This window comes from Methylobacterium sp. J-076 (assembly GCF_022829405.1).
Classification (GTDB): domain Bacteria; phylum Pseudomonadota; class Alphaproteobacteria; order Rhizobiales; family Beijerinckiaceae; genus Methylobacterium.
This window is the reverse complement of sequence record NZ_JAKSXW010000115.1, coordinates 54,231-74,242: the sequence shown is the minus strand read 5'-3', so window position 1 is coordinate 74,242 and position 20,012 is coordinate 54,231. Positions and strand designations below refer to the sequence as shown.

General features: G+C 67.3%; 14 protein-coding genes. 12 read left to right on the top strand and 2 right to left on the bottom strand.

Annotation, left to right across the window (positions count from 1 at the left end):
* The first annotated feature begins 15 nt into the window (after positions 1-15).
* The 6 genes from pufL to MKK53_RS10620 all read left to right on the top strand — a co-directional run bounded on the left by pufL (position 16) and on the right by MKK53_RS10620 (position 6,951).
* A complete protein-coding gene (gene pufL, locus MKK53_RS10645) occupies positions 16-840 on the top strand; it encodes a photosynthetic reaction center subunit L (RefSeq protein WP_243928669.1) in 825 nt (274 codons plus the stop codon).
* Between the two features lie 147 nt (positions 841-987).
* Entirely contained in the window at positions 988-1,968 is a 981-nt protein-coding gene (gene pufM, locus MKK53_RS10640; protein ID WP_243928668.1) for a photosynthetic reaction center subunit M, read from the top strand.
* A gap of 10 nt (positions 1,969-1,978) precedes the next feature.
* The gene (gene pufC / locus MKK53_RS10635; RefSeq protein ID WP_243928667.1) at positions 1,979-3,088 is read left to right on the top strand and encodes a photosynthetic reaction center cytochrome PufC; all 1,110 of its coding nucleotides are present in this window, start codon (positions 1,979-1,981) and stop codon (positions 3,086-3,088) included.
* Positions 3,089-3,206: 118 nt separating this feature from the next.
* Positions 3,207-3,359, top strand: a complete 153-nt coding sequence (locus tag MKK53_RS10630; protein ID WP_243928666.1) for a DUF3096 domain-containing protein — start codon at positions 3,207-3,209, stop codon at positions 3,357-3,359.
* Positions 3,360-3,750: 391 nt separating this feature from the next.
* Positions 3,751-6,438 (top strand): pyruvate, phosphate dikinase, encoded by a 2,688-nt coding sequence (gene ppdK / locus MKK53_RS10625; protein WP_243928665.1) that lies wholly within the window; start codon positions 3,751-3,753, stop codon positions 6,436-6,438.
* Positions 6,439-6,696: 258 nt separating this feature from the next.
* Positions 6,697-6,951 (top strand): hypothetical protein, encoded by a 255-nt coding sequence (locus MKK53_RS10620; RefSeq protein WP_243928664.1) that lies wholly within the window; start codon positions 6,697-6,699, stop codon positions 6,949-6,951.
* Positions 6,952-7,353: 402 nt separating this feature from the next.
* Here MKK53_RS10620 and MKK53_RS10615 read toward each other — a convergent pair whose 3' ends face one another.
* Together MKK53_RS10615 and MKK53_RS10610 are read right to left on the bottom strand one after the other, a co-directional pair.
* Positions 7,354-10,137: a hypothetical protein gene (locus MKK53_RS10615; protein WP_243928663.1), complete on the bottom strand. Its 2,784-nt coding sequence runs from the start codon at positions 10,135-10,137 to the stop codon at positions 7,354-7,356.
* A gap of 470 nt (positions 10,138-10,607) precedes the next feature.
* The gene (locus MKK53_RS10610; protein WP_243928662.1) at positions 10,608-12,488 is read right to left on the bottom strand and encodes a M3 family oligoendopeptidase; all 1,881 of its coding nucleotides are present in this window, start codon (positions 12,486-12,488) and stop codon (positions 10,608-10,610) included.
* A 248-nt stretch (positions 12,489-12,736) separates the two neighbouring features.
* On the opposite strand from MKK53_RS10610, the gene MKK53_RS10605 reads away from it, so the two are divergent.
* From MKK53_RS10605 to recJ, 6 genes are all read left to right on the top strand, one after another.
* Entirely contained in the window at positions 12,737-14,221 is a 1,485-nt protein-coding gene (locus tag MKK53_RS10605; RefSeq protein ID WP_243928661.1) for a sigma-54-dependent transcriptional regulator, read from the top strand.
* Positions 14,222-14,360: 139 nt separating this feature from the next.
* Positions 14,361-14,654 (top strand): aa3-type cytochrome c oxidase subunit IV, encoded by a 294-nt coding sequence (locus tag MKK53_RS10600; RefSeq protein ID WP_243928660.1) that lies wholly within the window; start codon positions 14,361-14,363, stop codon positions 14,652-14,654.
* A gap of 180 nt (positions 14,655-14,834) precedes the next feature.
* Complete coding sequence (locus MKK53_RS10595) at positions 14,835-16,052, top strand: Re/Si-specific NAD(P)(+) transhydrogenase subunit alpha (RefSeq protein WP_243928659.1); 1,218 nt, start codon at positions 14,835-14,837, stop codon at positions 16,050-16,052.
* 21 nt (positions 16,053-16,073) lie between these two features.
* A complete protein-coding gene (locus MKK53_RS10590; protein WP_243928658.1) occupies positions 16,074-16,529 on the top strand; it encodes a proton-translocating transhydrogenase family protein in 456 nt (151 codons plus the stop codon).
* 4 nt (positions 16,530-16,533) lie between these two features.
* Complete coding sequence (locus tag MKK53_RS10585) at positions 16,534-17,934, top strand: NAD(P)(+) transhydrogenase (Re/Si-specific) subunit beta (RefSeq protein WP_243928657.1); 1,401 nt, start codon at positions 16,534-16,536, stop codon at positions 17,932-17,934.
* Positions 17,935-18,187: 253 nt separating this feature from the next.
* Complete coding sequence (recJ, locus tag MKK53_RS10580; protein WP_409564307.1) at positions 18,188-20,002, top strand: single-stranded-DNA-specific exonuclease RecJ; 1,815 nt, start codon at positions 18,188-18,190, stop codon at positions 20,000-20,002.
* Positions 20,003-20,012 lie beyond the last annotated feature (10 nt).

The following is a 20,012-nucleotide window of genomic DNA, read 5'->3' as shown; positions in this document are numbered from 1 at the left end:
ACGGGAGGGTCCGCCATGGCGATGCTGAGCTACGAGCGCAAATACCGGGTCCGCGGCGGCACCTTGCTTGGCGGTGACCTGTTCGATTTCTGGGTCGGTCCGTACTTCGTCGGGTTCTTCGGCGTGACGGGCATCTTCTTCACCGTGCTCGGCACGGCGCTGGTGATCTACGGCGCGGCTATCGGCCCGACGTGGAATATCTGGCAGATCAACATCGCCCCGCCGGACATCAGCTACGGCCTCAAGCTCGCGCCCCTCAAGGAGGGCGGGCTCTGGCAGATCATCACCATGTGCGCCCTCGGCTCCTTCGTGTCCTGGGCGCTGCGGGAGGTGGAGATCTGCCGCAAGCTGGGCATCGGCTATCACGTGCCGATCGCCTTCGGCATGGCGATCTTCGCCTACTTCACCCTCGAGGTGATACGGCCGTTCCTGATGGGCGCCTGGGGCTACGGCTTTCCCTACGGCATCCTCTCGCACCTCGATTGGGTGTCGAACACGGGATACCAGTATCTCCACTTCCACTATAACCCCGCGCACATGCTCGCGGTGACGTTCTTCTTCACCACCACCCTCGCCCTGGCGATGCATGGCGGCCTGATCCTCTCGGCCACCAACCCGAAGAAGGGCGAGACGGTGAAGACCCCCGAGCACGAGGACACCTTCTTCCGCGACACGATCGGCTACTCCATCGGCACCCTCGGGGTTCACCGGCTCGGCTGGTACCTCGCCCTGGCCGCCGGGTTCTGGAGCGCCGTCTGCATCGTGATCAGCGGGCCGTTCTGGACCCAGGGCTGGCCCGAGTGGTGGGGCTGGTGGCTCAACCTGCCCGTGTGGCGCTGAGGAACGCTGCGCGTATCGCATTTTCCCGCGCCGAACCGGCATCCACTTCGGCGGAAAATGCTCTGAAATCCCGCAGTCCGCGCGGGGCATGTCGCGGACGCTGCGAGCGGGGTCGGATCAGCCGACCGGCTTCGGGGGGATCGGACGATGGCCTACTACCAGAATTTCTTCACCCAGGTTCAGGTCCGGCCCCTGGAGCCGGAGATGGGCATCCCCGTCGCGGCCAACGACCGCGTCGGCAAGCCCTTCAACAGCTACCTGTTCGGCCTCCTCGGCAACAGCCAGGTCGGGCCGATCTACATCGGCTACATCGCCGCCCTCTCGATCACCTGCGGGCTGATCGCGTTCGAGATCATCGGCCTCAACATGTGGGCGTCGGTGAACTGGAGCCCGGTGCAGTTCGTGCGGCAATTGCCCTGGCTCGCCCTGGAGCCACCGCTGCCGAAATACGGCCTGCGGATCCTGCCGCCGCTGGCCGAGGGCGGCTGGTGGCTGATCGCCGGCTTCTTCCTCACCGCCTCGATCCTGCTGTGGTGGGTCCACCTCTACCGGCGCGCCCGGGCCCTCGGCCTCGGCAGCCACGTGCCGTGGGCCTTCGCCAGCGCGATCTGGCTGTACCTCGTGCTCGGCTTCATCCGGCCGATCATGATGGGCTCGTGGTCGGAGGCGGTGCCGTTCGGCATCTTCCCCCACCTCGATTGGACGGCGGCCTTCTCGCTGCGCTACGGCAACCTGTTCTACAACCCGTTCCACATGCTCTCGATCACCTTCCTCTACGGGTCGGTGCTGCTGTTCGCGATGCATGGCGGGACGATCCTCGCCTGCTCCCGCTACGGGGCGGACCGCGAGATCGACCAGATCGTGGATCGCGGCTCGGCCACCGAGCGCGCCGCCCTGTTCTGGCGCTGGACCATGGGCTTCAACGCCACGATGGAATCGATCCACCGCTGGGCGTGGTGGTTCGCGGTGCTCACCACCCTGACCGGCGGCATCGGCATCCTCCTCACCGGCACGGTGGTGGACAACTGGTACCTCTGGGCGGTCAAGCACGGCGTCGCGCCGTCCTACCCGCAGGTCTATGGGCCGATCGTCGATCCGGCCCATCTCAGCCCCGTCGTCAGGCCTTGAGGAGGACGCTATGAAGATCGTTCTCTCCGTGGCGGGGGCCGCCCTCGCTCTCTTCCTCACCATCGCGATGTTCGGCGGGGCGGGCTGGACCCACCCCCCGATGGCCAACAAGCAGACGGGCTTCCGCGGCACCGGCATGGACCTCATCCGGACCAGGGCCGGCAACGAGGAACTCGCCGCCGCGAACCGCGCGCCGGCGCCGGCCGACCCCGCCGACGCCTCCGGCGACAAGGCCTCGGCCGTCTACGAGAACGTCCAGGTGCTGGGCGACCTCTCGGCCGAGCAGTTCAACCGGGTGATGGTGTCGATCACCGAATGGGTGGCGCCGCAGCAGGGCTGCACCTACTGCCACAGCACGGAGAACATGGCGTCCGACGAGCTCTACCAGAAGCGCGTCGCCCGCCGCATGTTCCAGATGACCCAGCACATCAACTCGAGCTGGAAGGAGAACCACGTCCACGAGGCGGGCGTGACCTGCTACACCTGCCACCGGGGCAATCCGGTGCCGGCCAACGTCTGGTTCGACACGCCGCCGCCGAGCGCGGGCAAGTTCATCCCCCGCAACAACGGCCAGAACCTCGCCTCGGCCAATGTCGGCTTGACCTCGCTGCCCTACGGGATCTTCGACGACTACTATTCCCGCAAGGACACCCCGCAATCCTACGTGCGGGTGAACGCCACCACCGCCCTGCCGGAAGCCAAGAGCAAGCCGATCCAGGACGCCGAGCGGACCTTCGCGATCATGATCACGATGTCCCAGGCGCTGGGGGTGAACTGCACCTTCTGCCACAACACCCGCTCGGTGGCGCAGTGGGACACCAGCACGCCGAACCGGGTCCACGCGTGGTACGGCGTCCAGATGGTCCGGGACCTGAACCAGGACTACATGCGCCCGCTCACCACGACCTTCCCGGAGGCGCGCCTCGGGCCGACGGGGGACGTGGCCAAGATCAGCTGCGCCACCTGCCACAACGGTGCCAACAAGCCCCTCAACGGCGCCAAGGTGATCGAACCCTATCCCGAGCTCGCCCACCCCACGACCCAGGTGAGCCTGCCGGTGGGTGAAGCCAAGGACCCGATCCCGGGGACCACCACGCCGACGCCCAAGCCGCCGATGTAGGACGACGCTCCCCCCTCGTCCGCGAGGGGGGACGTGCGGGGCGCGGGACGGATCCAGGAACCGTTCCCGCGCCCCGCACGTCTTCGTGTCACGGCCGAGCTTGGCCGGGGGACGCACCATGACGATCACGATCTCGCACCTGCAACCGATCATCGCGATCATCGCCGGCATCCTGATCCTCGTGATGCCGCGCCTGCTCAACTACATCGTCGCGGTCTACCTGATCGCCGTCGGCGTCATCGGCCTCGGCCTGTTCCGCGGCCTGTCCTAGCCGGCCCCTGCCACCCGCGACCCCGGGCCGCCTTCGCCGCGGCCGCTCCCGGACGATGGGAGGGGGCGCGGCCGGGCCGATGAACAGTCTTTCCCGCGACATCGATTCGCCGTCCCGGCCACGGGCGGGGCTCAAGACTGTCTTCTGGCCGAATTTCACGCCGCCTCCGCGCCGGGACGGGTGACCCGCCCATGGGTCCCGCCGGGGGCGAGGCCGCCCCGGGATCCCCCCGTCGGGCCGTCGCCGGCCGCGAAAAGAATGCATCCGCCGGGGATCGTCAGTGAACGGGGGGCTCCCGTGCCGATCGTTCATCTTGCGTTGCGGTACAGGATGGTTCACCCCGCCGGGATGGGGTCGCAAGACCTAGCTGCACGCGACGAATGGGATCGAGATGGCTGCTGACGCAAAGTGGGTCTACGCCTTCGGCGACGGGAAGGCGGAAGGCAAATCGCAGATGCGCGATCTGCTCGGCGGCAAGGGCGCGAACCTCGCCGAGATGTCGAATCTCGGGTTGCCGGTTCCCCCCGGCTTCACCATCACCACCGGGGTCTGCACCTACTATTACGACCACGGCAAGCAGTACCCGCCGGAGCTGAAGGATCAGGTCGCCGCCGCCCTCGCGCAGGTGGGTGCGCTCACCAGCCGTTCGTTCGGCGATGCCAAGGCGCCGCTCCTCGTCTCGGTCCGCTCGGGCGCCCGCGCCTCGATGCCGGGGATGATGGACACGGTGCTGAACCTCGGCCTCAACGACGAGACCGTCTCGGCGCTGGCCTTGGAGGCCGGGGACGAGCGCTTCGCCTACGATTCCTACCGCCGCTTCATCACCATGTACTCGAACGTCGTCCTCGGCGTGGAGCACCACGCCTTCGAGGAGGCGCTGGAGCAGTACAAGGAGACGAAGGGCTTCGACCTCGACACCGAGCTCGGTGCCGAGGATTGGAAGACCCTGATCCAGACCTACAAGAAGATCGTCCGCGACGAGCACGGCTCCGACTTCCCGCAGGGGGCCGACGACCAGCTCTGGGGCGCGATCGGCGCCGTGTTCAATTCCTGGATGATCCCGCGGGCCAAGAAGTACCGCGAGCTGAACAGCATCCCCGAGAGCTGGGGCACCGCCGTCAACGTGCAGGCGATGGTGTTCGGCAACATGGGCGACACGTCGGCCACCGGCGTCGCCTTCACCCGCAACCCGTCCACCGGCGAGAAGGCGCTCTACGGCGAGTTCCTGATCAACGCCCAGGGCGAGGACGTGGTGGCGGGCATCCGCACTCCGCAGAACATCACCGAGAAGGCGCGGCTGGAGGCCAAGAGCGACAAGCCCTCCCTCGAGAGCGCCATGCCCGAGTGTTTCGGCGAGCTGACCCGGATCTACGGGATCCTGGAGAGCCACTACCGCGACATGCAGGACATGGAGTTCACCATCGAGAAGGGGAAGCTCTGGATGCTGCAGACCCGCAACGGCAAGCGCACCGCCAAGGCGGCCCTGCGCATCGCCGTGGATCTGGCGGCCGAGGGGCTGATCTCCCGCAACGAGGCCATCGGCCGGGTGGAGCCCTCCGCCCTCGACCAGTTGCTGCACCCGACCATCGACCCGAAGGCCGAGCGCAAGGTGATCGCCAGCGGCCTGCCGGCCTCCCCCGGCGCGGCGACGGGCCAGATCGTCTTCAATTCGGAGGATGCCGAGGCCCATCGCAAGGCCGAGAAGAAGTGCATCCTCGTGCGCGTCGAGACCTCGCCCGAGGACATCCACGGCATGCACGCCGCCGAGGGCATCCTCACCACCCGCGGCGGCATGACCAGCCACGCGGCGGTGGTCGCCCGCGGCATGGGCAAGCCCTGCGTCTCCGGCGTCGGCACGATCCGCATCGACTACAAGGCGCAGACGATGACCGTCGGCGGCAAGTTGCTGAAGGCGGGCGACAAGATCACCATCGACGGCTCGACCGGTCAGGTGATCCTGGGCGAGGTGGCGATGCTGGAGCCGGAGCTGTCCGGTGACTTCGCCACCCTGATGGAATGGGCGGACGGGATCCGCACCATGAAGGTGCGCACCAACGCCGACACCCCCACCGACGCCCGCACCGCGCGCAACTTCGGGGCCGAGGGCATCGGCCTGTGCCGCACCGAGCACATGTTCTTCGATGGGGACCGGATCATCGCCGTGCGCGAGATGATCCTGGCCGACGACGCCGAGGGCAGGAAGGCGGCGCTCGCCAAGATCCTGCCCTACCAGCGGCAGGACTTCCTGGAGCTGTTCAAGATCATGTCCGGCCTGCCGGTGACGATCCGGCTGCTCGACCCGCCCCTGCACGAGTTCCTGCCGCACACCGATCAGGAGGTCGGCGAGGTGGTGAAGGCCACGGGCGTGACCGAGGACAAGATCCGCCAGCGGATGCGGGAATTGTCCGAGCACAACCCGATGCTCGGCTTCCGCGGCTGTCGCCTCGCCATCGCCTTCCCGGAGATCGCGGAGATGCAGGCCCGGGCGATCTTCGAGGCCGCCATCCAGGCCGCCGAGGAGACCGGCAGCCCCGTGACCCCCGAGGTGATGGTGCCCCTGGTGTTCACCCGGGCCGAGTTCGACCTCGTGAAGGGCCGGATCGACGCCACGGCGAAGGCCGTCGCGGAGGAGACGAAGGCCAAGCTCGACTATCAGGTCGGCACGATGATCGAGCTGCCCCGCGCCGCCCTGATGGCGGGCCAGATCGCCGAGACGGCGGAGTTCTTCTCCTTCGGCACCAACGACCTGACCCAGACCGCCCTCGGCATCTCCCGCGACGATGCGGCGACCTTCCTCGGGCCCTACACCCAGAAGGGCATCCTGGCGGCGGACCCGTTCATCACCATCGACCAGGAGGGCGTGGGCGAGCTGGTGCGCATCGGCTGCGAGCGCGGGCGGGTGACCCGACCGGACATCAAGCTCGGCATCTGCGGCGAGCACGGGGGTGATCCCGCCTCCATCGCCTTCTGTCAGGATGTCGGGCTTGATTACGTCTCGTGCTCGCCCTACCGCGTGCCGATCGCCCGCCTCGCCGCGGCCCAGGCTGCCCTGGGCAAGGCCCATGTCGGCGAGGGCTGAGCCGGCTAGAGCCGAGAGCCATCCCGCCGACTGACCGGCGCGGCCCCTTCCCCCCACGGGGGGAGGGGCCTTCGGCCGGGTCTAGGCAGCGCGCGGAAAGATCTGCGCAATGCTGCCGCTTAAAAAAAATCGGACAACTTCCGATTGCGGCGTTTGAACCTTTGCCGTGTCGGCACGTTGCATGCTAGCGGACAATCGCCTCCGCAAGAGCGTGGCCGGATCGTCCGGCCGATGGCGTCGCGGGTGAACGTAGCCCCCATGAGCGACCGCAGCCCGTCCCCGCTGGCCCTCGGCGATTGCGCTGCGGAGCCGCTCGTCCCCCGCGCTGCCGTCCGGGCGTATCTCGCCCTGAGCGCGGGCTTGGGCGCCACCGTCACCGGCCTGATGCTGATGCTCTCCGTCGCCTCCAACAGTGGCGGCGAGGCTGAGCGCATCGCCGATACGCACGACGACGGCTACGTCCTGACCCTCGCCGCGGCGTTGGCGGTCAATCTGGCAAAGCCCCTGCGCTAAATCGTTTTCCGCGAACCCTGGATCGGCTGGTCTCGCGTCTCCCTACGGGCCCTTTCCCCTGGGGAGGGAATTGGTGTGCCGGCGATGGCGGGGCGGTGCCTCTTGTGCCACCCCCACCCCTCCACAAGAGGGAGGGGAGCGCGTCGAGGTTTACGATCGAGCTTGTCCAGTAAACGCCCGCGTCGGTGTCGCGGCGCTCGAAGAGCCGGCTTCGGATGCCGATGGCCCACTCCTTCTTTCAGACCTCTCCCGCCAGCCGTGGAGGCCATCGACGGGAGGCCCTCGCTTCCCTCCCGTCGCGCCTCAATAGGGCCAGCCTGACGCCCATGGGGCCAGCCTCGTGATCGGACCGTCGCCCCTCGGGCGCGTGTCGCGCTGACACGCCGCCGCTCCTGCTGGACGTCACGCCTTCGTGCCGTCCGCGACCCGCGCGAGCCAGAGGTTGAGGTCTTTCTCACTGATCTTCGAATCGCCTTTGGCCCCGGAGGGCTGAATCGTGTCGAGGGCGTTGCGGAAATCGGTTTTCTCGAGCAGGAAGTTCGCTGCTTGGCGTTCGGTATCGTCCCTGTTCGCATCGGCAGCGATATCATCCAGCTCCGACTTGCTCAGGAGGTGGTCTTGCCCGGCCCAATCATTGAACTTATGGGCCATCGTGTCGATAGCGATCTTGTTTGCTGTGTAGAATGCCTTGTCGTAGACGCGTGTCACGTTGTTTAATCGCATTTCATCGACCGAATGCGGAAGGGAATTGATGTTCAAATCAGTGTCAATCCACGGGCGCCAATCGGCTGTGTGGGTTTCGACGTCTTTGGCGGATTCTCTTGCTGTTTCGCCTGTAAGGAATTTCTCGTAAAGATTGAGCGTGCCGAAATCCGAGTCTTTATGAAGTTCAGGCGCGATTCGATTGATCGAGCTGCCCTGTTTCGAGGGTGTGTCCCGAAAATGCTCCCACTCGGCTTTCTGAAATTCGTAGATTGAAGTGTTTTTCGGTGTGTCGCGGCCGCCATACATGTAGGTGGCGTACCGGGCATACTCGAGCTTGTCGCCCCAATCGTTTCGGGCGACCCCCTGGTCGGCGAGAGATTTGAAGAATTCCCCCTGTGAATCCGTCAACTTCTGTTTTTTGCCGTGGTTGATCAATTCAGTGATCAGTACACCCACCATTCCGAAAATTGCAGTCGCGGCGCCGAACATCGGACCGACAACTTGGGTTCCCAAGATAAACCCATTGAAGACCCGAGTTGCTGCCGGAACCGCCAGTCGCGTGGCCAGAACACTTCCGCGGGGAGCGAGCATTTTGATTGTGGAGGACAGGCCGAGACCGATAGTCGTCAAACCGCCGGCCACCTGAACTCCTGCACCCGCCCGCTGGAGGGCATTGTCAGCTTTCTTGATTGCGCGGATACCCGTAACGAGATCCATCACGCCGCCGGTTATATCGAGGCCTGCGCCGACCATGAAACGGAAGAACGTGCGCCCGGCTTTCTCCGCGATCGAACCGACAGGAGCGCCCATCATTGTACCGACCTTCGACGCTGCATTTCTAATTTCTTGCCTTTCAGCGTCGCTCAATTCGGATTCATTGAGACCGGTCAAGTCCAGTTCTGTTGCCTTTTTCTGGAGTCTCTCTGATGCAGTGTTTACAGTTTCGGTAACTTTCTGATTGAGTGCCCGAGCAAATTCGCTTCCCGCATTGGGGCTGTTTTTCCAAATATCGGGAAAATTGTTGTCGAACAGTCCCAACCATGAAGCAGCCGAGGAAGACGCGTCGGATCCTTTTTTAAGAATTGAAATAGTCGTCTCGCCGAATTTCGCGAAGTCGCTTGCGAAGCTTAACCCACCCACGAGGTCGCGCACGGCTGCAACGCGCTCGTCGCTTGTCATGGTCCCCCATTTGCCATGGGACAATTGCGAGCCGCCGCTAACAAGACTCATAACTCCAGAGAGCGCACCGAAAGTGCCGGCTTTCACGCTGACGTCGAGGAATGATCGATAAGCCTCTTTAACATTATTCGGAGAATATTTAAGCTGATCAGCAAATATTTGGTTAGCGGCCTCGTTATATTTGGCATAAGCCTGATCGGCAGGAATATTTTTTTGGTCAATAGCCTCCGCGATGGCATCGGCGGCTATGCCAAGCTTGGCCATTTCGTCTGGCTTAAGCGTTTTTGCGAGATCCTGAAAACTTTTCGAGGCATTGTTATAGTCCATAGCCTCCGTATAAATCTTGCTTCCTTTGTCTGCGGTTTGAAGAACGCCGTTGACGCTCGATTGAATCACATCGATCGTCGTTCGGAGGCCGATCGCAATATTTTCCGGATCAACAGTTTCAATGTGGCCGACATACCTATCGAGATCTGCGGACATCATGTTCTGATCGAAAGTTTGCTTGCGAGTGGCGTATTTGTCCGGTTCGAAATATTTGAGCGTTTCGAAGTAGTTACTGAGTTCTCTTTCGAGCTTGTCCTTGGCGGCCTCGTCTTCGATCGCGCTCGCTTTCTTTTCGACTGCGATCGCGTAGTACTCGAACTTCGTGTTCGGTTTATCGCCGTCGAACAACGTGCCGATGGTCTTGGCCTTGAGCGCTTCCACTTGGTCTCTCGGTGCGGACTCGATCGCGCGCTTCATGGCGTCGTCGTAGCGCGTGCTGATGCTCTGCTTGCCCATCAACTCGTTGAACTGCGTCGCGATCTTATCCTTATCGATGATGTCCTTGACGTCGTTCGGTTCGAGATGAGTAGGATAGTCCTGGCTCAAGCGATAGGTTTTGCCGCCAGATTCCCTGTTCTCGATATAACCGTAGAGGTCATATCCGTTCTCCATCGCCCCCTGCGCGTCGATCAATTTCAGGAGCTTGGCCTCGTCCGACTTTGCGTCGATCTTGCCGCTCTTGAGATCGTCACGCATGCCCTGGACGAAATCTTCCGACGCCTGAGTCGCGACGGTCTTGTCGCCATCCACCTTCAGATCCATCAGCCCTTCGCCGTCGTAGGGCGGGATGCCGTATGTCTGGTGCATTTCGGCGGAATTGACGGTCTCTTTCGCGGCGGTGCCGCTCGCGTCGCCGGTGCCGGAGGAAGACGATTTCTCCTCCTTCGCGAGCGAGGCGTTCCAGGCCGTGACCTCCGGCTGCTGCGACGCGCCCGGGGACAACGAGGGGGACTGGTTGGTCACGGTCAGAGACATGATGCTTCCTGTTCCCGGGGTGGAAGAGGGCGATGGCACCGGCCTGCTTCGGGCGACGTCTTCCGTGTCGGGCAGCCGCCTGCCGATCAGGGCTTTGCTGTCCCGCTTGTCCGGTGGGACAGCGGTTCGCGTTCTGGAACGCGGCGTTGCTTAGGTGACTACAATACTGAGCTGACGGGGACCTGACGGCGGTCCGGCTCCGCCGCGGCGGGGCTTCCGGACCGGACGGAGCCGGTTGCGGATGCCGGGGCCGGTCGTCCGCGGGCCGGTGGCGGCCCTCGTCCCCTCGCTGGCAAGGCTCGCCCTCGGCCCGCCCCCATCGGGACGCGGCGCGGCCGCCATTCCCTTGGCCGCCTCACGCGCGCCGGGGATCCCTTTCGAGCCGGAGCGGTAGGGGTCGCTCCCGGCCACGCCACGGTGGCGCGTCGGTGAAGGGGGTGGCGCGCCCTGCGCCACCCCCCGTCCGGCCCTCAGGCCGTGCCTTCCATCGCCTCCAGCTCGGCGATCATCCCTTCGATCATCCCGAGGCCGACCTGCCAGAAGCCGGGGTCGCGGGCGTCGAGGCCGAACGGGGCCAGGAGTTCGCCGTAGGGCTTCGCCCCGCCGGCGGCGAGGAGCGCCATGTAGCGCTCCGCGAAGCCGTCCTCGGCCTTCTGGTAGACCCCGTAGAGCGAGTTCACGAGGCAGTCGCCGAATGCGTAGGCGTAGACGTAGAAGGGCGAGTGGATGAAGTGCGGGATGTAGGCCCAGAAGGGCTCGTACCCCGCATCCAGGGTGATCGCCGGCCCGAGGGATTCGGCCTGCACCGAGAGCCACAGGGCGTTGATCTGCTCGGTGGTCAATTCGCCCTTGGCGCGGGCGAGGTGGACCTTCCGCTCGAACAGGTAGAACGCGATCTGGCGCACCACCGTGTTGATCATGTCCTCGACCTTGGCCGCGAGCATCGCCCGGCGCTGGGTCGTGTTCTGCGTGGCGGCGAGCAGCTTGCGGAAGGTCAGCATCTCGCCGAACACGCTGGCCGTCTCGGCCAGCGTCAGCGGGGTCGGCGCCATCAGCGCGCCGTTCGGCCCGGCCAGCACCTGGTGCACCCCGTGCCCGAGCTCGTGGGCGAGGGTCATCACGTCCCGCGGCTTGCCCTGGTAGTTCACCAGCACGTAGGGGTGCACCGAGGGCACGGTCGGGTGCGCGAAGGCGCCGGGCGCCTTGCCCGGGCGGGTCGGCGCGTCGATCCAGTTGCGGTCGAAGAACCGCTTCGCGATTCCCGCCATGTCGGGGGAGAACGCCTCGTAGGCGGTCAGCACCGTATCCCGCGCCTCGGTCCAGGGAATCGTGCGCTGGTCGACGGTCGGAAGCGGCGCGTTCCGGTCCCAATAGGGCAGCGTCTCCTGCCCGAACCATCGGGCCTTCAGCTTGTAGTAGCGGTGCGACAGGCGCGGGTAGGCCGCCTGCACGGCATCGACCAGGGCCGCCACCACCTCGGGCTCGACCCGGTTGGACAGGTGCCGCGCGTCAGCGACGTCCCGGAAGCCGCGCCAGCGGTCCGAGATCTCCTTGTCCTTGGCGAGGGTGTTGGTGATCAGCGTGAAGGTGCGCAGGTTGGTGCGCAGCACCTCGCTGATCGCCCCGGCGGCTTCCTTGCGGACGGCGCCGTCCGGGTCCTGCAGCCGGTTGAGCGTCGGCTCGAGGGACAGGCGCTCGCCCTGCACGGTGAAGCGCAGGCTGGCGATGGTCTCATCGAACAGCCGGTCCCAGGCCGCGTTGGCGGTCACCGATTTCTCGAGGAACAGCTTCTCGATCCGGTCCTCCAGCTGGAACGGCTTCTCCCGGCGGAGGTCGTCGATCCAGGGGGCGTAGCGGGAGAGGGGCGCGCGCGCCTTGGCCGCATCCATCACCGCATCGTCGAGGCGGTTCAGTTCGAGGCCGAAGAAGAGCAGGTCGCCGGAGGCGTTGGTCAGGCGCTCGCGGGTGTCGCCGTAGAACTTGGCGCGGGTCTCGTCGGTGGTGTCGCCGGAATAGACGAGGCCGGCATAGGACATGAGCTTGCCGAGCAGATCCTCGATCCGCTCGTAGGCGGCCACCGCCTCCGCGAGACGCCCGGAGCCGTCGGGCTCCGCGACCAAGCCGGCGATCCTGCCGGCGTAGGATTCGCTGAACTGGCGGCACTCCTCCTCCGCCCGGGTGAGGTCGGTGGAGAACTTCGGGTCGTCCAGGCCGCCATAGAGGTCGGTCAGGTCCCATTCGGGCAGCGGGCCGAGGATCTGCCCGAGATCGGCCGCCTTCGCGGCCGCGCGGGCGGCGTCGGCTCCTTCCGCCGTCGCGGCGGGCATCGGGGCGGCGGGACTCACACTCATCGGTTCCGGTGTCCTTGGGGCGCAAAAAGGCGGCGTGCCTGGGGGTGATATCGAGCGAAGGCCGTCGGGGTTCAACGGAACCCGCACGCTCATGCTTCAAACGGTGGCGGGGCGGGAACACAAAACGTCGTTAAGCGCGACTTTACGGATATCGGCGACCTTACGGCTCGAAACGAAACAGCCGCCGAATCGGTCGCGCGCCGGATGCCCGGTGCCCGGCCGGTGGGTGCGGCTTCAGGGAAGCCGCCATGTCGACCGCCGTCCTCATCGTCGACGACGATCCCGTCCAGCGCCGCCTGACCGAGGCGGCGGTGCGGCGGTTCGGCTTCGAGGCGCGGGTGGCCGAGACCGGCATGGACGGGCTCGCCCTCCTGCGCTCCGAGGGCGCCGACGTGGTGCTCCTCGACATGGTGATGCCGGGCCTCGACGGCCTCGGCGTGCTGGCCGAGATGCGACGCACCGGGCTCGACACGCCGGTCATCGTGCAGACCTCGAACGGCTCCATCGATGCCGTGGTCAACGCCATGCGGGCGGGGGCGGTGGATTTCGTCGTGAAGCCGGCGGGCGCCGAGCGGTTGCAGGTGTCGATCAAGAACGCCCTCCGGGTCGATCACCTCGAAGAGGAGGTCCGCCGGATGCGCCGCCGGGCCTCCGGCGTCCTGACGTTCAAGGACCTCGCCTCCCGCAGCCCGGACATGGAGCGGGTGATCCGGCTGGCCGAGCGCGCCGCCAAGTCGACCATCCCCGTGCTGATCGAGGGCGAATCGGGCGTCGGCAAGGAGGTGCTGGCCCGGGCGATCCAGGGTTCCGGCGACCGCAAGGGCAAGCCCTTCGTCATCGTGAACTGCGGGGCGATTCCCGAGAACCTCGTGGAATCGACCCTGTTCGGGCACGAGAAGGGCGCCTTCACGGGCGCCACGGAGAAACACGCGGGCAAGTTCGTGGAGGCCTCGGGCGGGACGCTGTTCCTCGACGAGATCGGTGAGCTGCCCCTCGACGCGCAGGTGAAGCTCCTGCGGGCCCTGCAGGAGGGCGAGGTCGATCCAGTGGGCGGGAAGCGCCCGGTGCGGGTCGACATCCGCCTGATCTCCGCCACCAACCGCTCGCTCCTCGACCTCGTGAAGCAGGGCAAGTTCCGGGAGGACCTGTTCTATCGGCTCAACGTCTTCCCCATGACGCTGCCCCCCTTGCGGGCACGGCGGGAGGACGTCGCCGAGCTGGCCCGCTCATTCTGCGCGCGGTTTGCCGCCGAAGAAGGCAAGCGCGTCCGGGGAATCAGTCAGGAGGCCATGGCCCTGCTGACCCGGTATCCCTGGCCCGGCAACGTCCGCCAGCTGGAGAACGCCCTGTTCCGCGCGGTGGTGCTGGCCGATGGCGACGAGCTGACCGTGGCCGAGTTCCCGCAGATCGCCGCCCAGGTCGAAGGGTTCGACGTCCGCATCCCGGCGCTCCCGAGCCAGCCGGCCCTGCCGGCCTACGTCCCGGAGCCGGTGCGCGAACTGGTGCGGGTGGAGGTGCGCGACCCCCACGCCCTCTCCCTGGTCACGGAGGAGACCGGCGAGATCAAGACCATGGACGTCCTCGAGGCGGACATCATCCGGTTCGCCCTCCAGTTCTACCGGGGGCGGATGTCCGAGGTCTCGCGCCGGCTCGGCATCGGCCGCTCGACCCTCTACCGGAAGCTCAAGGACCTCGGGCTCGAAGGGGACGAGAAGGCGGAAGACGCCGCCTGAACGCCTCATATACTTTGGTACGGGAAACGGGCTGTCGATGGGCGGGTCCGCCCGGTTTTCCGCCAATTGCGACGATTGAGCCGGCGCGGTAGATGAGCTAACAACGAAAAAACAGTTGCGCCCAAGGGATCCGCTGCAAATGGCCGAAAGTCAAACCGTGTCGGGGCACGCCTACAGCCCGGCAATGGATGGGTCCACTCACGAGCAGACCTATCGCGGCTTCGTCCGCTTCGTGGAAATCGGCACCGGGGTCGTCATCTGCTGGGTTCTCGCCCTGGCCGTGGGCGGCATCCGCGAGGCGTGGCTCGTGGCCATCCTCGGTGTGGTCGTGTCGGGCGCCGCGGGCGCCGTCGGAGCCCTCGCCCCGGCCGTCGGCTGGCGGGCGCCCCTCGTGGTCGGCGTGCTTCTTGCACTGTACCTCGCGTTCGCCTGAGGCCGCCTCGCGGTCCGGTGGAACCGGGGGCCGGTCGGCTCCCTGGGGGCGCTCGGCGGCAGACATGCCGACGGGTTACAACTGCTCCGAAACTCTCATCGCAACTTGACAGGATCCCTCGAAATAGCGCCGCGCTTGGCGCATTCCGGGGATCACACGCTTATGTCTGAGGTACCACGCATGCGCATCGCTGTGCTGTCCGAAAGGGACTCCGCGGAACCGCGGGTCGCGGCGGTACCGGAGACGGTCAAGAAATTCAAAGCCCTCGGCGCCGATGTGGTGGTGCAGGCCGGCGCCGGCTCGCGCGCGGGCTTCCCCGACGGCGAGTACGAGGCGGCCGGTGCCACGGTGGCGGGCAGCGCCGAGGATGCGGCGCGGGACGCCGACCTCGTCCTGAAGGTCCGTCGCCCCGCCGCCGAGGAACTGCCGCTCTTCAAGCGCGGCGCCACGGTCGTCGCGATCATGGATCCCTACGGCAACGAGGACGCCCTCAAGGGCATGGCCGATGCAGGCGTCGCCTCCTTCGCCATGGAGCTGATGCCCCGCATCACCCGCGCGCAGGTGATGGACGTGCTCTCGTCGCAGGCGAACCTCGCGGGCTACCGCGCGGTGATCGACGGCGCGGCGGAGTACGGCCGCGCCATGCCGATGATGATGACCGCGGCCGGCACCGTGCCGGCGGCCCGGGTGTTCGTGATGGGCGTCGGCGTCGCCGGCCTTCAGGCCATCGCCACCGCCCGCCGCATGGGTGCGGTGGTGACCGCGACCGACGTGCGCCCGGCCACCAAGGAGCAGGTGGAATCCCTCGGCGCGAAGTTCGTCGCCGTCGAGGACGACGAGTTCAAGCAGGCCGAGACCAAGGGCGGCTACGCCAAGGAGATGTCGGCCGAGTACCAGCGCAAGCAGTCTGAACTGGTGAAGGGCCACATCGCCAAGCAGGACATCGTCATCACCACGGCCCTGATCCCGGGCCGGCCGGCGCCGAAGCTCATCTCCGAGGAGATGGTGGCGTCCATGAAGCCGGGCTCCGTGCTGATCGACCTCGCCGTCGAGCGCGGCGGCAACGTCGCGGGCGCCAAGCCGGGCGAGATCGTCACCACGGACAAGGGCGTGAAGATCGTCGGGCACCTCAACGTGCCGGGCCGCCTCGCGGCGACCGCGTCCAGCCTCTATGCCCGCAACCTCTACGCCTTCATCGAGACCCTGGTCGACAAGGAGTCCAAGTCCCTGGCGATCAAGTGGGACGATGAGCTGGTGAAGGCCACCAATCTCACCCGCGACGGGTCCGTCGTCCACGCTTCCTTCCAGCCGAAGACCGACGGCGCCGCCTCCGAGGCGGCCGCCGTGGGCCTGGCCAAGTCCGAGCCGGGCAAGTCTCCGGCCGTCGGCGCCGCCTGATCCGTCGAGAGGATACCTGAAATGGCAAACGTCGTCGTTCCTCCCGACCAGGCGGCCGATCAGGCCCGCGTGCTCGCCGATGCCGCCCGGGCCGCCGCGGCGGTGGCCCGCAACGCCGCCGACCAGGCGCAGTTCATCGCCGACGGCATGGGCCACGGCGTCTCCGCCGCGACCGGCGGCGCCGTCGATCCCACCGTGTTCCGGCTGGCAATCTTCGTGCTGGCGATCTTCGTCGGCTATTACGTCGTGTGGTCGGTGACCCCGGCGCTGCACACGCCGCTCATGTCCGTCACCAACGCGATCTCCTCCGTGATCATCGTCGGCGCCCTCCTGGCCGTGGGCGTGCCCCTCGTGGAGAAGGGTACGGGCGTCGCCCGCTTCTTCGGCTTCATCGGCATCGTGCTCGCCAGCGTGAACATCTTCGGCGGCTTCCTCGTCACGCAGCGCATGCTCGGCATGTACAAGAAGAAGGGCTGAGCACGTGTCCGAGAACGTCTCCTCTCTCCTCTATATCGTCTCCGGCGTCCTGTTCATCATGGCGCTGCGGGGGCTGTCGCACCCGACGACGTCCCGGCAGGGCAACATGTACGGCATGGTCGGCATGGCGCTCGCCATCCTGACCACCCTGGTCGGCCACCCGCCGGCCGGCATCGGCGCCTGGGTGCTGGTGCTGCTCGGCCTCGGCCTCGGCGGCGGCGCGGGCGCGGTCATCGCCAAGCGGGTGCCGATGACGGCGATGCCCCAGCTCGTGGCGGCCTTCCACTCGCTGGTCGGCCTCGCGGCGGTGTTCGTGGCGGCGGGGGCGCTCTACGCCCCGCAGGCCTTCGGCATCATCGAGAACGGCCACTTCCATAAGCAGTCGCTGTTCGAGATGGGATTGGGCGTGGCCATCGGCGCCATCACCTTCACCGGCTCGATCATCGCGTTCGCCAAGCTCGACGGGCGCATGTCCGGCAAGCCGATCATGCTGCCGCAGCGCCATCTCATCAACGCGCTGCTGGCCGCCGGCCTCGTGCTGCTGATCGCCCTGTTCATCGGCACCGAATCGAAGGCCCTGTTCTGGCTGATCGTCCTCGCCGCGCTGGTGCTCGGCGGCCTAATCATCATCCCGATCGGCGGCGCCGACATGCCGGTGGTCGTGTCGATGCTGAACTCCTACTCGGGCTGGGCGGCGGCCGGCATCGGTTTCACCCTCGGCAACCTCGCGCTCATCATCACCGGCTCGCTGGTGGGCTCCTCGGGCGCGATCCTGTCGTACATCATGTGCCACGCGATGAACCGCTCGTTCATCTCGGTCATCCTCGGCGGCTTCGGCGGCGATTCCGCCGCGGCGGCCGGCGGCGGGCAGGTCGAGACGCGCCCGGTCAAGCAGGGCTCGGCCGACGATGCGGCCTACATCATGAAGAACGCCGAGCGCGTCATCATCGTCCCCGGCTACGGCATGGCGGTCGCCCAGGCGCAGCACAGCCTGCGCGAGATGGCCGACATGCTGAAGAAGGAGGGCGTCGACGTGAAGTACGCCATCCACCCGGTGGCGGGCCGCATGCCGGGCCACATGAACGTGCTGCTCGCCGAGGCGAACGTGCCCTACGACGAGGTGTTCGAGCTGGAGGATATCAACGGCGAGTTCCCGCAGGCGGACGTGGCCTTCGTGATCGGCGCCAACGACGTCACCAACCCGGCGGCCAAGACGGACAAGACCTCGCCGATCTACGGCATGCCGATCCTCGACGTGGAGAAGGCCAAGACCGTGCTGTTCATCAAGCGCGGCATGGGCTCCGGCTATGCGGGCGTCGAGAACGAGGTGTTCTTCCGCGACAACACGATGATGCTGTTCGGCGACGCCAAGAAGGTCGTCGATCAGATCCTCAAGTCGGTCTGATCGCAGCGGCTTCGCGAGGACGTCTCGCGGTGAGGGCGGGGGGCTTCGGGCCCTCCGCCTTTTTCTTTGGGAACAGGTCCCACCTTCCCTCCCCGCAGGACGGGGAGTGGGGGTCGAGCCGGAACGATGCGTTCCGCACGGACGCCGCTCACCCCCCGGCATGCAGCCGTCGCCGATACTGGATCTCCGCCCTTTTTCCCCGCCATGCGGCGATGCCACAGCATTGCCCCGGCTGGCGGTGTAGGATGCGCCCGTGTCTGCCGCCTCAGCCCTGATCGAACCCGCCTCCCTTCTCGGCGTCGAGGCCTCCGTCACCGGGCGCCGCTGGGCCGCCCGCTGCACGGGCCTGGAGAAGGACCTCGCCATCGCCCGCATGGTGCAGGCGCATGCCCTGCCGGAACTGCTGGCCCGGGTCCTCGCCGGGCGCGGGGTGCGCCCCGATGCGGCGGAGGCGTTCCTGGCGCCCCGCCTGCGGGACCTGATGCCCGACCCCGACAGCCTACTCGACATGCAGCTGGCGATGCGCCGCCTCGTCCGCGCCGTCCGCGACGGCGAGACCGTGGCGGTGTTCGGCGATTACGACGTGGACGGCGCCGCGAGCGCCGCCATGCTCGCGGAATATCTCCGCGGCCTCGGGCTCACGGTGCGCGTCCACATCCCCGACCGGATCGCCGAGGGCTACGGCCCGAACGAGGGCGCCATCGCGGCGCTGGCGGCGGAGGGGGCGAGCGTGCTCGTCTGCGTGGATTGCGGCACCAGCGGCCACGGCCCCCTGGAGCAGGCGGCGCGGAACGGCCTCGACGTGATCGTCCTCGACCATCACGCCGCCTCGGAGATCTTGCCGCAGGTCCATGCGGTGGTGAACCCGAACCGGCAGGACGACCTGTCGGGCCTCGGGCATCTCTGCGCGGCGGGAATCGTCTTCCTCACCCTCGTGGCCCTGAACCGGGCCCTGCGCATCGAGGGCTATTTCGGGCCGGAGCGGCCCGAGCCGCGCCTCACCGACGCCCTCGACCTCGTCGCCCTGGCCACCGTGGCCGACGTGGTGCCCCTGCGCGACCTCAACCGCGCCTTCGTGGTGCAGGGCCTGTCAGTGATGCGGCACCGGGGGCGGACCGGCCTCGCCGCCCTGCTCGACGCCTCCTCCCTCTCCGAGCCGCCGGAGGCATGGCATCTCGGCTTCGTGCTCGGCCCGCGGATCAATGCCGGGGGGCGGATCGGCGATGCCGGCCTCGGCGCCCGCCTGCTCTCGACCCGCGATCCGGTGGAGGCCGCGCGCATCGCCGCCGACCTCGACCGGCTGAACCGGGAGCGTCAGGCCATCGAGGCCCAGGCCGTCGCGGAGGCGGAGGCCGAAATGGACAAGGCCCTCACCGAGGAGCCGGCCCTGCCGGTCCTCGTCATCGGCAACCGCGACTGGCACCCCGGCATCGTCGGGCTCGTCGCCGCGCGCCTGAAGGAGCGGTTCGGCCGCCCGGCCTTCGCCTTCGCCATCCGGCCGGACGGCAGCGCCACGGGCTCGGGCCGGTCCGTACCCGGGGTCGATCTCGGCCGGGCGGTGCGGGCCTGCGTCGAGGCGGGGCTCGCCCGCAAGGGGGGCGGCCACGCCATGGCGGCGGGCGTCACCCTCGACGGCGCCGCGATCGCGGCGTTCGGCGGCCATCTCGCGCAGGACCTCGGGGCCGCGGTCGCCGAGGCCCGTGCCGTGGACGCGCTGCTGATCGACGGCACCCTCAGCGCCGGCGGCGCCACGGCCGAGACGGTGCGGCTGCTCCAGCGGGCCGGGCCCTTCGGCCAGGGCGCACCGGAGCCCGTCTTCGCCCTCGCCCGGCACCGGATCGTCGATGCCGGCATCGTCGGCTCCGGCCATGTGCGGGCGCGCCTGCGCAGCCGCGACGGGCAGGCGGTCGGCGCCATCTGCTTCCGGGCGGCCGAGAGGCCCCTGGGGCGGGCGATCCTCGACGGGATCGGCCGGGAGGTCCACGTGGCCGGGACGCTCTCCCGCGACCAGTGGCGCGGTGCCGACCGGGCGCAGGTCCGGATCGTGGATTTGGCCCCCGCGGAGTGAGAGCCGCCCG